General features: G+C 61.1%; 10 protein-coding genes. 5 read left to right on the top strand and 5 right to left on the bottom strand.

Features of this window, described 5'->3' with window-relative positions:
• The first annotated feature begins 102 nt into the window (after positions 1 to 102).
• Positions 103 to 4,344, top strand: a complete 4,242-nt coding sequence (gene rpoC, locus VPH40_RS11545) for a DNA-directed RNA polymerase subunit beta' (RefSeq protein ID WP_034753138.1) — start codon at positions 103 to 105, stop codon at positions 4,342 to 4,344.
• Between the two features lie 67 nt (positions 4,345 to 4,411).
• Here rpoC and VPH40_RS11540 read toward each other — a convergent pair whose 3' ends face one another.
• The gene (locus tag VPH40_RS11540) at positions 4,412 to 5,857 is read right to left on the bottom strand and encodes an FAD-dependent oxidoreductase (RefSeq protein ID WP_328573500.1); all 1,446 of its coding nucleotides are present in this window, start codon (positions 5,855 to 5,857) and stop codon (positions 4,412 to 4,414) included.
• An 80-nt stretch (positions 5,858 to 5,937) separates the two neighbouring features.
• Between VPH40_RS11540 and VPH40_RS11535 the strand changes: the two genes are divergently transcribed.
• The 3 genes from VPH40_RS11535 to VPH40_RS11525 all read left to right on the top strand — a co-directional run bounded on the left by VPH40_RS11535 (position 5,938) and on the right by VPH40_RS11525 (position 8,408).
• The gene (locus tag VPH40_RS11535) at positions 5,938 to 6,588 is read left to right on the top strand and encodes a TetR/AcrR family transcriptional regulator C-terminal domain-containing protein (protein WP_328573499.1); all 651 of its coding nucleotides are present in this window, start codon (positions 5,938 to 5,940) and stop codon (positions 6,586 to 6,588) included.
• Between the two features lie 223 nt (positions 6,589 to 6,811).
• Positions 6,812 to 7,492 (top strand): ArsR family transcriptional regulator, encoded by a 681-nt coding sequence (locus tag VPH40_RS11530; RefSeq protein ID WP_305056587.1) that lies wholly within the window; start codon positions 6,812 to 6,814, stop codon positions 7,490 to 7,492.
• 76 nt (positions 7,493 to 7,568) lie between these two features.
• Positions 7,569 to 8,408, top strand: coding sequence for an HDOD domain-containing protein (locus VPH40_RS11525; RefSeq protein ID WP_099668278.1), 840 nt, complete (start codon positions 7,569 to 7,571; stop codon positions 8,406 to 8,408).
• A 73-nt stretch (positions 8,409 to 8,481) separates the two neighbouring features.
• Here the strand turns inward: VPH40_RS11525 and VPH40_RS11520 are convergent, their stop codons facing one another.
• The 4 genes from VPH40_RS11520 to VPH40_RS11505 form a co-directional block, all read right to left on the bottom strand.
• Complete coding sequence (locus VPH40_RS11520; RefSeq protein ID WP_328573498.1) at positions 8,482 to 10,293, bottom strand: DUF885 domain-containing protein; 1,812 nt, start codon at positions 10,291 to 10,293, stop codon at positions 8,482 to 8,484.
• 260 nt (positions 10,294 to 10,553) lie between these two features.
• The gene (locus VPH40_RS11515; RefSeq protein ID WP_328573497.1) at positions 10,554 to 11,651 is read right to left on the bottom strand and encodes a M48 family metallopeptidase; all 1,098 of its coding nucleotides are present in this window, start codon (positions 11,649 to 11,651) and stop codon (positions 10,554 to 10,556) included.
• Entirely contained in the window at positions 11,648 to 12,814 is a 1,167-nt protein-coding gene (locus tag VPH40_RS11510) for an HPP family protein (protein ID WP_099665761.1), read from the bottom strand. Before VPH40_RS11510 ends, VPH40_RS11515 begins: the two co-directional genes overlap by 4 nt.
• 79 nt (positions 12,815 to 12,893) lie before the next feature.
• Complete coding sequence (locus VPH40_RS11505) at positions 12,894 to 13,109, bottom strand: hypothetical protein (protein WP_328573496.1); 216 nt, start codon at positions 13,107 to 13,109, stop codon at positions 12,894 to 12,896.
• Positions 13,110 to 13,276: 167 nt separating this feature from the next.
• Here VPH40_RS11505 and VPH40_RS11500 point away from each other — a divergent pair, with 167 nt between their 5' ends.
• Positions 13,277 to 13,789 (top strand): thioredoxin family protein, encoded by a 513-nt coding sequence (locus VPH40_RS11500; protein WP_328573495.1) that lies wholly within the window; start codon positions 13,277 to 13,279, stop codon positions 13,787 to 13,789.
• Positions 13,790 to 13,798 lie beyond the last annotated feature (9 nt).

The raw sequence follows: 13,798 nt of genomic DNA, 5'->3' as shown, positions 1-13,798 counted from the left end.
CCACCTGTCATTTGGTTTGGGAAACACAAAGCCCGGCTGGGAAACCACGCCGGGCAATGTAGTCTCAGGAATATAGAAATTTAATCACCTCTGGAGTGATACATGAAAGCACTGCTCGATCTATTCAAGCAAGTACAGACCAACGAGACCTTCGATGCAATCAAGATCGGTCTCGCTTCGCCTGAGAAAATCCGTTCGTGGTCCTACGGCGAAGTCAAGAAGCCGGAAACCATCAACTACCGTACCTTCAAGCCTGAGCGCGACGGCCTGTTCTGCGCCAAGATCTTTGGCCCGATCAAGGATTACGAATGCCTGTGCGGCAAGTACAAGCGCCTGAAACACCGCGGCGTGATCTGCGAAAAGTGCGGCGTCGAAGTCACCCTGGCCAAGGTGCGCCGCGAGCGCATGGGCCACATCGAGCTGGCTTCGCCTACCGCGCACATCTGGTTCCTGAAGTCGCTGCCGTCGCGTCTGGGCATGGTCCTGGACATGACCCTGCGGGACATCGAACGCGTGCTGTACTTTGAAGCATACGTCGTGACCGATCCAGGCATGACCCCGCTGAAAAAATGCCAGATCATGTCGGAAGACGACTACGCCGCCAAGTACGAAGAGTACGGCGACGACTTCACCGCCTTCATGGGCGCCGAAGGTATCCGTGAACTGCTGCGCTCGATCGACATCCACCGCGATGCCGAAACCCTGCGCGTGGAACTGAAGGAGTCGAAATCCGAAGCCAAGATCAAGAAATACGCGAAGCGCCTGAAAGTGCTGGAAGCGTTCCAACGTTCGGGCATCAAGCCTGACTGGATGATCATGGAAGTGCTGCCAGTGCTGCCGCCGGAACTGCGTCCGCTGGTACCGCTGGATGGCGGCCGTTTCGCGACCTCGGATCTGAACGATCTGTATCGCCGCGTCATCAACCGTAACAACCGTCTGAAACGCCTGATGGAGCTGCGCGCTCCAGAGATCATCACGCGCAACGAAAAGCGCATGCTGCAAGAAGCGGTCGATTCGCTGCTGGACAACGGCCGTCGCGGCAAAGCGATGACCGGCGCCAACAAGCGTCCGCTGAAATCGCTGGCAGAGATGATCAAGGGCAAGGGCGGCCGTTTCCGTCAAAACTTGCTGGGCAAACGCGTCGATTACTCCGGTCGTTCGGTCATCGTCGTGGGCCCGCAATTGAAACTGCATCAGTGCGGCTTGCCGAAACTGATGGCGCTGGAACTGTTCAAGCCATTCATTTTCAATAAACTGGAACTGATGGGTCTGGCGACCACGATCAAGGCTGCGAAAAAGCTGGTCGAGATTCAAGAGCCGGTCGTGTGGGACATCCTGGAAGACGTGATCCGTGAACATCCGATCATGTTGAACCGCGCACCTACCTTGCACCGTCTGGGTATCCAGGCTTTCGAGCCAGTCCTGATTGAAGGCAAGGCCATCCAGCTGCACCCGCTCGTCTGCGCCGCATTCAACGCCGACTTTGACGGTGACCAAATGGCGGTCCACGTTCCTCTGTCGATCGAAGCGCAGATGGAAGCACGCACTTTGATGCTGGCATCGAACAACATCCTGTTCCCATCGAACGGCGAACCATCGATCGTTCCTTCCCAGGATATCGTGCTGGGTCTGTACTACGCGACCCGCGAAGCGATCAATGCGAAGAACGAAGGGATGATGTTCCCTGACGTATCGGAAGTGATCCGCGCCTACGACAACAAGGAAGTCGAACTGACGACCCGCGTTACCGTGCGTATTACCGAATACCCGAAAAACGCCGAAACGGGCGAATTCGAGAAAACGGTTACCCGCTATGAAACGACGATCGGCCGTGCGATCCTGTCGGAAATTCTGCCTAAAGGCCTGCCGTTCTCCGTCCTGAACCGCGCGCTGAAAAAGAAAGAAATTTCCAAGCTGATCAACACGTCGTTCCGCAAGTGCGGCCTGCGCGCCACCGTGGTGTTCGCAGACAAACTGATGCAATCGGGTTTCCGCCTGGCGACACGCGCCGGTATCTCGATCTGCGTCGACGACATGCTGGTACCGCCTCAAAAAGTCACCCTGATCGCGACGGCCGAGTCGGAAGTCAAGCAGATCGAACAGCAATACGCCTCGGGTCTCGTGACCGCCGGCGAGCGTTACAACAAGGTAGTCGATATCTGGGGCAAAACCTCGGATGAAGTCGGCAAGGCCATGATGGACCAGCTCAAAGTCGAAGACGTGATCCGCCGCGACGGCACCAAGTCGACGCAAGAATCGTTCAACGCCATTTACATGATGGCCGACTCCGGCGCGCGCGGTTCCGCAGCCCAGATTCGTCAGTTGGCCGGTATGCGTGGTCTGATGGCCAAACCGGATGGCTCGATTATCGAAACGCCGATTACCGCGAACTTCCGCGAAGGTCTGAACGTTTTGCAGTACTTCATTTCGACCCACGGTGCTCGTAAAGGTCTGGCCGATACGGCGCTGAAAACGGCTAACTCCGGTTACCTGACGCGTCGTCTGGTTGACGTGACGCAAGACTTGGTGGTGATCGAGGACGATTGCGGCACCATGAACGGCGCCGTCATGAAGGCACTGGTCGAAGGTGGTGAAGTCATCGAACCGTTGCGTGACCGTATCCTCGGCCGCGTGGTGGTGCATGACGTCGTCAATCCTGAAACCCAGGAAACGCTGTACGAAGCCGGCACCTTGATGGACGAAGACATGGTCGAAGAGATCGAGCGTCTGTCCATCGATGAAGTCAAGGTTCGCACGCCACTGACATGCGACACGCGCTTCGGCCTGTGCGCCAAGTGCTATGGCCGCGACCTGGGCCGCGGCATGCTGGTCAACGCCGGCGAAGCCGTCGGTGTGGTGGCAGCGCAGTCGATTGGTGAGCCTGGTACCCAGCTGACCATGCGTACGTTCCACATTGGTGGTGCGGCATCGCGTGCAGCAGTGGCATCGTCGGTGGAGGCCAAGTCGAACGGTACCATCCGCTTCACGGCAACCATGCGTTACGTGACGAACGGCAAGGGCGCGCAAATCGTCATTTCCCGTTCCGGCGAAGTGCTGATCACCGATGACCATGGCCGTGAGCGTGAGCGTCATAAAGTACCGTACGGTGCGACCCTGATCGTCAAGGACGGCATGGTCATCAAGGCCGGTACGGCCCTGGCAACGTGGGATCCGCTGACCCGTCCGATCATTACCGAATACGCCGGTCAAGTGCGTTTCGAGAACGTCGAAGAAGGCGTCACCGTAGCCCGTCAGGTCGACGAAGTGACCGGTCTGTCCACCCTGGTGGCGATCGATGCGAAACGTCGCGGTTCGTTGACGAAAACGTTGCGTCCGCAAGTCAAGCTGATCAACGACGCGAACGAAGAAGTCAAGATCGCCGGCACCGAACACTCGGTGGCGATCGGCTTCCAGGTCGGCGCGCTGATCATGGTCAAGGACGGTCAACAGGTATCGGTGGGTGAAGTGCTGGCACGTATTCCTACCGAATCGCAAAAAACGCGCGATATTACCGGTGGTCTGCCACGCGTTGCGGAACTGTTCGAAGCGCGCTCGCCGAAAGATGCCGGTATGCTGGCGGAAGTCACGGGTACGGTTGCGTTCGGTAAAGAAACCAAGGGCAAGCAGCGTCTGGAAATCACGGACATGGACGGCAACAAGCATGAGTTCTTGATCACCAAGGACAAACAAGTGCTGGTGCATGACGGCCAAGTCGTGAATAAGGGCGAGATGATCGTGGACGGCCCGGCCGATCCGCAAGACATCCTGCGCCTGCTGGGTATCGAAGCGCTGGCACGTTACATCGTTGACGAAGTGCAAGACGTGTACCGTCTGCAAGGCGTGAAGATCAATGACAAGCACATTGAAGTGATCGTGCGTCAGATGCTGCGCCGTGTTCAGATCGTCAATGCCGGCGACACCAACTACATCGTTGGCGAGCAGGTAGAGCGTTCGGAACTGCTGGACGAGAACGATCGCATGGCCGTTGAGAACAAGATTCCAGCGACCTACGAAAACGTTTTGTTGGGTATTACCAAGGCATCGCTGTCGACCGATTCGTTCATCTCGGCCGCATCGTTCCAGGAAACCACCCGCGTGCTGACCGAAGCGGCGATCATGGGCAAGCGCGATGGTCTGCGCGGCCTGAAAGAGAACGTCATCGTCGGCCGTCTGATTCCTGGCGGTACGGGCCTGGCCTTCCACCGCGCACGCAAAGAGAAAGAAGCGTGGGAAGTGGAAGAGCGTCAAGCACTGCTGCTGGCCGAGAAAGCCTCGATGGCTGGCGAAGCTGCCGAAGCGCTGCAGGATATCGAAACCCAGCAACACCACGGCGACGAAGCGTAATCTGCGCTGCTAGCTGACAAGAACGGCACCTTCGGGTGCCGTTTTTTTTCGTCTTGAGATAAGTCAATCAGACCGCGTGGTCCGCATAGCCGTCGGGCCGGATCAACAGGCTTTTGATGCCGGCCAGTGGCTGGCAGCCGGGTTTGATGGTCAACGAAGTGAGCCAGGCCGCATCGAAACGGTACGGTTGTGCTGCGTGCGCGGCATTGCCAACGACCAACTGCAGCCATTTTCCCGCGTGCAGCAGTTCATGGATGCCCACGGCCGTGCCGTCGGCCAGGCGCAGCAGCCAGTCGGGCACGCGCCGGCCGATCCAGTCTGCGCTGCCGGCGCTCGCGTCAGAGCCCAGCGAGATGGGATAGCGCACGCCAAAGCCGGACAACTCGCTGGCCAGCGCGCGGTTGACGTCCGGTTGCGCCAGCATGTCGCTGATGGTGGCGCGCAGGGCCAGGGTGTGCGCGTCAAAACGCGTCAGCATGGCCGTTTGCGCGAGGGTATTGTGCTGCAACGACACGCCAACGGGATGGCGCTCCGCATGGTAGCTGTCGAGCAGGCTGTCCGGCGCATAGCCCTTGAGCACGCCGGCCAGTTTCCAGCCCAGGTTCATTGCGTCCTGCATCCCCACGTTCATGCCCTGGCCGCCTGCCGGCATGTGGATGTGGGCGGCATCGCCGGCCAGGAAGACGCGTCCCTGGCGATAGCGTCGGGCCAACCGTGTTTCGTCGTTGAAGCGCGACAGCCAGCTGGCGTCATGCAGGCCGAAATCGTAGTCCGCGATGGCCGTGCTGGCCTGCGACAACTCCTCCACGGTGGCCGCTTCCGCCGCCGCAGCCGGGGGACGGCGGGCATTCAGGGTGATGACGCGGTAGCGGTCTTGCCCCAGCGGCACGATCATCAGGCTACCCGCTGCGTTCGTCAGGGACAGCATGGGTGACGCGGGCGGATGGCGCAGCCGCACATCTCCCATGAGCATGCTGCAAGTGGCCGCCACGCCGTCGAAGGCGATGCGCGCCTGCTGGCGCACGAGGCTGCGAGCGCCATCGGTGCCGATCAGGTAACGGGCACGCAGGCAGAATGGGGTGCCGTCGTACGTGCCGGCCACCGTGACGCCATCGTCATCCTGCTGTGTCTGTTCCACGAGCGCGCCGCGGACAATTGCCACGCCGTCTTCCAGCAATTGCTCTTCCAGCAGGCGTTCCGTCGTGTTTTGCGGCAGGAACAAGGTGTAGGGGTGGGGCGTGTCGAAGCCGGAAAAATCGACCCGGGTATCGAGGCCCGCATAGTGACCGCTGGACAAGGAGGTGCCCAGCGCAACAAAGCGCTGATCCAGGCCCCGCAAGCCCAGCATTTCCAGGGTGCGGCCATGGATGGTCAGCGCACGCGAATGCGCGCTGCGTTGCGGCCGCCGTTCCAGGATGGTCACGCGGATGCCGGCCAGACGCAATTCGCAGGCCAGGGTCAGGCCGACGGGGCCGGCGCCGACGATGATGACTTCGATATCGCTATTGTGCATGTCACTCTCAATCTAACGTTGTTAGTCTGTGCAAAATGGTAAACTAACGACGTTAGAGTTTCAAGGGAAATGACAGGAAAATGAAAATTCAACGCGAAGCCGTGGTGGCCAGGGCGCTCGAGCTGCTGGACGAAGTGGGCATCGAAGGCTTGACCATGCGCCGCCTAGCCGACGCGATGGGCATCAAGGCCGCTTCGCTGTACTGGCATTTTGCGAACAAGCAGGCTTTGCTCGATGGCATGGCCGACGTGCTGATCGAAGACGTGGCAAGGAACGTCGATGCGGATGCGGGCTGGGAAGCGCAGTTGCGCCAGGTGGCGGCGCAAATGCGCGCGGCGTTATCGGCCCGCCGCGATGGCGTGCGCGTCTTTGGCGGTACCTATGTGATATCGGAAAACGTGTTTCGCGTCGCCGAAGCGTTAATCGGTCCGATGCGTGCAGCCGGGGCATCGGAGAAACTGGCCAGCTGGAGCGCATTTACGCTGCTCTATTATGTGCTCGGTTTTGTCATGGAAGCGCAAGGCACGGGACCGGGAAGCGCCGCGATGCATGCATTATCGAACCGGCGTGCCGCTTTCGCCGCCATGGCGGCCGACCATTATCCGCACGTGCTCGCATCCATGGATGCCATCTTTAATGCGGAAATCGACGACCGTTTTAATGCGGGACTCGATTTGATTATGATCGGCTTGCGGGAAAAAATTAAAACGAATCAAGGTATATATAATTAATCTGTCCGGCATCCATATATTTTGATGGCCGGGCAGATTCAATCACCTTCCTTTTTCCCGAATTTTTACTGTTGCCCTGTGCGCTTTGCAGTGAGCACTCACATTGATTCTCCTCCTCGGCGCCGTTACGGGGCGTGCCGTGGCGTGTCCGGCGATGCCGAGTACCCGCCAGCACGGCCGCCACTGGTCGCGGCCGGCACACGTGTTGCGCAAATGTCCGGGCATGGCGGGCCACGCCAATTATCAGTTTATTCATGCTAAGATTTGGCGCATGATTGCCCAAGCCCTGTTTACTCCCGCCCAGCAGAAACTGCTGGGATTGCTGTTTGTCCGCGTGAATGAAGGCTTTCACTTGAACGAGATCATGCGGCTGACCGGCCTTGGCAGCGCGTCGGCGCAACGGGAACTGCGCCGCTTGCATGAGTCCGGCCTGATCACGTCGGAGCGGATCGGCAATGTGCGGCGCTTCTGGCCCAACAAGGAAAGCCTCGTGTATCCGGAATTGAGCGGATTGGTGCAGAAAACTTTCGGCATCGTTGGCGTCCTCAGCATGACTCTGGCGCCCTTGCGTGCCCAGTTGCACCTGGCATTCGTGTCGGGTGCCACGGCGAAGGGACAGGACATGCCTGGCAGCGCCATCGATTTGCTGCTGGTGGGCGAAGAAGCCAATTATGGCGATCTGTTGACGGGATTGGCGCCGGCCGAGCGAACCTTGAGGCGTAAAATCAATCCCAACTTATATACGCTGGCCGATTATCGCCGGCGTCTGCGTGAAGGCCAGCCATTTCTGCTGCAGGTATTACAGCAGCCGAAGTTGTTTGTCATCGGCGATGAATCGCAATTGCATGCGCTGGCATTGCCAGATTCTTCCATGCAGGCGAATGACACGCCATCTGTATTCTAAAGGCCGGGCCTGGTATTCAATTTCTGACATATGAAATTTTGGGCTGGAAAAATATCTGAGGCGGATTGATCGTATGATGAATAAACTACAGGCTTTTGGTTTAATTGTTTCCCAGGCAGTACGGGGAGAATTAACGTTTCCCACGAGTGTTAATTCCGCATTGCAATTGCAATTGGCCCTGGCTGAACCGGACTGCCATATCGACCATGCGATCAAGCTGGTTCTGGGCGAACCCTTGCTGGCGGCGCGCACGGTCGCGCTGGCCAACTCGGCTGTGTACAGCCGTGGCGATGCGGCGCCCGTGACCAGCGTGCGCGCCGCCGTGATGCGCATGGGGTACCGCAATCTGTACGCGCTGGTGGCGGCCATGGTGGTGCGCCAGTTCGGCAGCAAGATCATCGACCCCGTCTTGCGCCAGAAGGCGACCCAGCTGTGGGAGCACACGGCCCACGTGGCGGCGCTGGCGCACGTGCTGGCCCGCCGCGTGACGCACGTCGATGCCGACACGGCGCTGTTCGCCGGTATCGTGCATGAGGTGGGCGGCTTCTATTTGCTGTCGCGTGCCGACGAGTTCCCCGGCTTGCTCGACGACGATACGGATCACTGGATGGAGTCCGCCGAAGAGATCATTTCCCGCGAAGTCATGAAGAAGCTGCTGATCCCGCTGGCCGTGAGCGAAGCCATCGAAGGCTTGCGCGATGGCTTGCTGTCCATCCCGCCCGACTCCCTGCTCGATACCTTGTTGTTAGCCAAGCAACTGTCGCCCGTGCCGTCGCCCTTGCAGCTGACGTACGTGGAAATGCTCACGCCGTCCGATTCCGTCATCGATTTCATTATCGACAACGAGACCCTGCAAAGCATCCTGGCCGAATCGGCCGAGGAAGTACACTCGATGAGCGCCGCGCTGCTGGTGTAGCTGGAAACGCCGGCGGCGAAAAAAAACGGCAGCGCCATCGAGGTGCTGCCGTTTTGTTTTCAGGCGCTGCCGCTTACTTCTGCTGCGCGATCCAACGGTCGACCTTGGCTTCCAGCAGCTTCAGGGGCAGGGTGCCGTCGCCGAGTACCACTTCGTGAAACTTCGGCAGGCTGAACTTGTCGCCCAGCGCTTGCTGCGCGCGCTGGCGCAGTTCGACGATTTTCAGCGAACCGATCTTGTAGCCCAGCGCCTGGCCCGGCCACGCCATGTAGCGTTCCGTTTCGCTTTTCGCCACGGCGTCATAGCCGAGGGTGTCGCGCATGTACTTGATCGTCTGCTCGCGCGTCCAGCCCTTGGTGTGCAAGCCCGTGTCCACCACCAGGCGCACGGCGCGCAGCATCTCGTCGTTCAAGTGGCCGAAATACTGGGCCGGATCCTCGAACAGGCCCATTTCCTTGCCCAGGGTTTCCGCATACAGGGCCCAGCCTTCCGTGAAGGCATTGTTGCCGCCGAAACGGCGGAAGTTCGGCAAGTCCATCTCTTGCACCAGCGCCAGGTGGAAATGGTGGCCAGGCTTGCCTTCGTGCAGGAACAGGGTGGTCATGCCCGTGTCGCCATACAGTTTCGGATCCGTGACGACGGACCAGAACACGCCTGGGCGCGAACCGTCGGCGGCCGGCGCCGTGTAGTGGTCGGCGGCCGTGTCGCGGCTCAGTTCAGGTTCCAGGCGCAAGTCCAGCGGCGCCTTCGGCACCAGGGTGAACAGGGCTGGCAATTTGCTGTCCAGCAGCACGTTCAGCTTGCGGTAGACGTCGAGCACCTCCTGCTCCGTCTTGAACGGGCGGTATTTCGCCTGTTCCGACACCCACACGGGCAAGCCGGCCGCAGGGCCGTTGTAGCCCATCTTCGGGCCCACGATCGCGTACTGTTCCTGGATGCGCGCCACTTCCTTCAAGCCGATGGCGTGGATTTGCTCCGGCTTCAAATCCGTGGTGGTGCTGCTGGCCACGCGCGCCTGGTACCAGCTGGCGCCATCGGGCAGGGCGCTCCAGCCGCTGCTCGTGCGGCCGGCCGGCAGGTAATCGCGTTCCATGAAGGTGGACAGGCGCTGCAGCGCAGGCATCAGTTTGGCCTCGATGATGACGGTGTAGGTTTGCGTCAGGCGCGCCTTGTCCGCGTCGGAAAAGCTGGCCGGCAAGTTCTTGATGGGCGTGTAATAGACGCTCTCCTGCGGCGTGGCGCTGACGAGTTTCTTGAATTGCGGCAATGCCGATTCCGTCAGCGCCTTCGGCAGCACGATGCCTTTTTGCATGCCGACCCGCATGTTGGCGATGGCCTGGTCTATCCAGCCCGGCAACTGGCCAATACGGCTCAGGTAAGCGTCATACTCTTTGACCGTGGTCAAAGGCTGCGATGCCTCTCCGCCCGCATAATTGGCCAGGGTAACGGGCATGCTGTCCATCTGGTTCAAGGGCAACAGGTATTCGGGGAAGCGCTCGAAGCTCAGCGCCGTGGCCAGTTCATAGTCGAGGATATCGTAATTGATCTGGTCCTGGTGCGACAGCTGCGCGCGGGCAATGCTGCGCAGGGTCTTCTGGTACTGGCGGTACAGGGCGAATTGTTTTGCACGCGCGGCGGGCACGATGGCTGAACCGATCTGGTCGTCGAAACGGTTGTCGCCGCTCTCGGTGGCATTGATCGGCTCGAAACGGGCCAGCGCATCGTAGTATTGGTCGGCCAGCACTTGCAGCTGCTGCTTCGCTTTGGGCGCGCTGACGGCCACGGTTTTGGCTGCGGGCTGGGCCGCTTGCGCCATGGGCGCATGGGCGAGCAACAGGGAGATGGCCAGGGTGCCGAGGGTGCCGGCGGCAAAACGATGCTTCATGCGCGAGATCCTTTGTAAGGAGGGAATGAACGGAGGCTTACAACGCCTAATAAAACCGTAGCGAGCGGAAGGAAGTTGTGGTCGAGAAGCGCAACTGTACGAAGGTACAGTGAGCATCGCAGACCGCAAATTACGACGCGCAGTAGGTTTTGATAGGCGTTCTTGGCGGGGTCGGGGTGGCCGTTCAAGATGGAACAGCCGGGGCGTAAGCATACGCCATTGCCCGGTGCATTTGGATAAATTGTGCGGGAGAAATGTTGCTATTTGTCCGCTGGCGCGACCAGGGCTTTCATCGCCTGCCAGTGCTGGCTGACCAAGGGGGCGCAGGCAGAGCAGGGCGTGGCAGCGATCAGGCTGCGGATCTGCTGCGCGCGTGCCGCCGTTTGCGGGTGTGAGGAAATCCATCCCGGTACGCTGGCCTTGTCCTTGTCGTCGAGCTTCTGGAAAAAGCGCAGCATGCCGTCCGGGCGGATTCGCGCGCGCTGCAAGGCCAGCAAACCCAGGCGATCCGCCTCTTCTTCCATGTCGCGGCTGAAATACAGGGTGCCGGCCTGGTGCGCCAGCATGGCGGCCACGGCGCTGATGTCGCCGATGGTCACGCCCATCAGGGCGCCCCAGCCCAGGCTGCTGATCATTTGTCGCAACGAATGGCGCTGCTCCACGTGCTGCACTTCATGCGCCAGCACGCCGGCCAGCTCGCCCGGATCCCCCGCCTGGCGCAGCAAGCCCGTATGCACGACGATGATGCCGCCCGGCATGGCAAACGCGTTGACCGTGTCGTCCTGCTTGACGAGCCAGCGGTACTGGTAGCGCGAACCGGTCGTCAGCTGGCGGCCGATTTCCTGCACTGTTTGCTGCGCCACGCCGCTCTCGCTGATGCTGCCTTGCGCGCGTACTTGCGCCAGGGCCAGTTCGCCCAGCTGCTTTTCCGTCGACAGGGGAATCAGCCCCGCCAGCGCGCCGACGGCATGGCCGCCTTGCCACCACAGCAGGGCCGTGGCGACGACGGTGGCGCCCGTCAAACCGAGCAGCCAGCCCGACACCTGCCGCCGGTTGCGCTGGCGCTCGCCCCACAAACGCTGCAGTGGCGGCTGCAGCGCCGCCGGCGCTTCGCGCAAGACGATGGCGATGTCCTGCGCGCCGAGCGGTTTCAGCGACGCTTGTCGTCCTTGTTCGTCGAGCCAGTTCAGGAACAGTTCCGGTCCGTCGACGCCGCCCACGCTGACGACCAGCTGCGCCACGTCGACACCATGGCCGGGCGCATCGATGGCGAGCTGGGTGCCAAAGAAATGTGCGCTGACAGGCGTGCCAGCCGGGCCGCCATCGGGACCGGTCAGCAGTGCCTGGAAGGGCGTCATGCGGCGGCCTCGGCAAAGCGGCTTTCGTACAGGGCCGCCATCAGGTCGGACTGGCTGATGATGCCGGCCAGGCGTTCATCCTCGTCGAGGATGGGAATATGGTGGTAGCCGGCGTCGGCCATCAGGGGCACGAGGTCGATGATGGGCGTGCCAAGGCGGGCCGTGTGCGGCGACGGCGTCATCAGCTGGCCCACCACTTCCGGCTTGTCGCCGTGGGACAGGCCGCTGCGCTGCAGCAAGCCGCGCAGGCGCTGGCGCATGCCTTGATAATCGTCGAGGCCGCCATGGCGCAGGAAATCCGTCTGCGTGATGATGCCGATGACGCGGCGCGCCCGGTTCAGCACGGGCAGGGCGCCCACCTGGTGCTCGCGCATGGTACGCCAGGCAACATCGAGCGGCGTGCCGAATTCCACGCTGAGCACATCCTTCGACATGATGTCGGCGCAGGTGACGACGCCGAAACGGCGCTGGTAGGCGCGCATTTCCGTTTGCAGGAAGATGGCTTGCAAATCGTCGCGGCTGATGTCGAGCACTTCGCTGTGCTGGCGCAAGACGGCATCGAGGTCGTCCGGCGAAAAGCCCAGGCGGTTGCTGGGCACGTCATCCCTGGTGGCGTGCGGATGCGGTGCCACCAGTTGCTGGATGTGCGGGTAGCGACGCCCCGTCAGGTTGTTGTACAGCACGGCGCAAGCGACCAGCACGGCGGAATTGAACAGCACGGTGATGAAGACGAACTCAAAGCCGGCCGCATGCACGCTGGCGCCGCCGACCACGGTGGTGAGCGCCACGGCCCCGCCCGGCGGATGCAAACAGCGCAGGGCAAACATGGCGCCGATGGCCAGGCAGGCGGCCAGCGCCGCAACGCCCACGCTCGATCCCAGCCACTTCACGCAAGCCATGCCCACCAGGCCGGAGACGACGTTGCCGCCCACCACGGACCACGGTTGCGCCAGCGGGCTGGCCGGCAGGCAGAACAGCAGCACGGCAGAGGCGCCCATGGGCGCGATCAGGTAGACACTGGCGCTGTCGGGGGCCAGCAGGAAGTGGCAGATGAGTCCAGTGAGCAACAGACCGCAGATGGCGCCCGCGCAGGCGCGCAATTGTTCGCGGCGGCTGCCGTTGTTTGGTTGCGGCAGCCAGCGTGCCAGGAAAGAAGTCGTCATGGGGAGGGCGCGTTCGGGCCGCGTTGCTCTGTGTGAGCCCGATATTATCCCATGCGTTCCATTTCGCTGCCTGCGGGCATTAATCCCCGGCGCAGACGGCGTGCAGGCCGTGCCGCGCCAGCAAGTTCCCGACGGCCGCGATGGCGGCCATCAGCTCGGCCAGGTTACGGTCGGAAAAGTGTTCATACAGCAGGTCCAGCACGGCGAAGTACGCCGAGTCTGGCATGCCGCCGGGATAGGCGCTGCACAGCATGCGCGCGGCGCCGGATAGCGTTGGGGGCAGGCTGTCTGGCATGTCTGTCTGGCATGTTCAAGCGGCTTATCCTTGGCGTGCTTATACGTTTTTCGCATAAGCACAGTGCAATTAAATGGTGGATATTTCCTACAGGTACGCATATTCTAGACAATCACGCCCGCTGGCAGCTGTTCAGCTGGCTTCACGATCTCTCTCAGGAGTCCCGCATGCGCGTTTCCCGTTTCGTTTCCCTTTTCGTTGCCAGCCTGCTGCTTTCCGGCACCGCCGTTGCCGCCGCCCCGACGCCGGCCAACCCTGTCGCCACGCCGCATTTGCCGTACAACGCGGCGGCCGACGCCAAGGCCGACGTGGCCCGCGCGCTGGCCGAGGCCAAGGCGGCGCACGTGCCAGTCCTGCTGATTTTTGGCGCCAACTGGTGCGAGGATTGCCGCGCGCTCGACAAGGCCTTGAAGGAAGGCAAGAATGCCGAGCTGATGCAACAGCAGTTCAAGGTCGTCAAGGTCGATGTGGGTAACTTCGACCATAACCTTGATGTGGCGCAAGCCTATGGCAATCCGCTCAAGAAAGGCATCCCCGCTGCCGTGCTCGTATCGAGTGACAACAACCAGGTGCTGTACGCCACCAAGGGCGGCGAACTGGCGAATGCCCGCCGCATGAGCGAGAGCGGCATTTATGATTTCTTCAAGCAAGCGGCGAGCGTGAAAGCGCCGGCGATTTAAGCGTTTTGC

Origin of the sequence: Janthinobacterium sp. P210005, assembly GCF_036231865.1 — a bacterium.
Classification (GTDB): domain Bacteria; phylum Pseudomonadota; class Gammaproteobacteria; order Burkholderiales; family Burkholderiaceae_D; genus Janthinobacterium; species Janthinobacterium kumbetense.
This window is presented reverse-complemented; position numbering and strand designations above follow the sequence as displayed.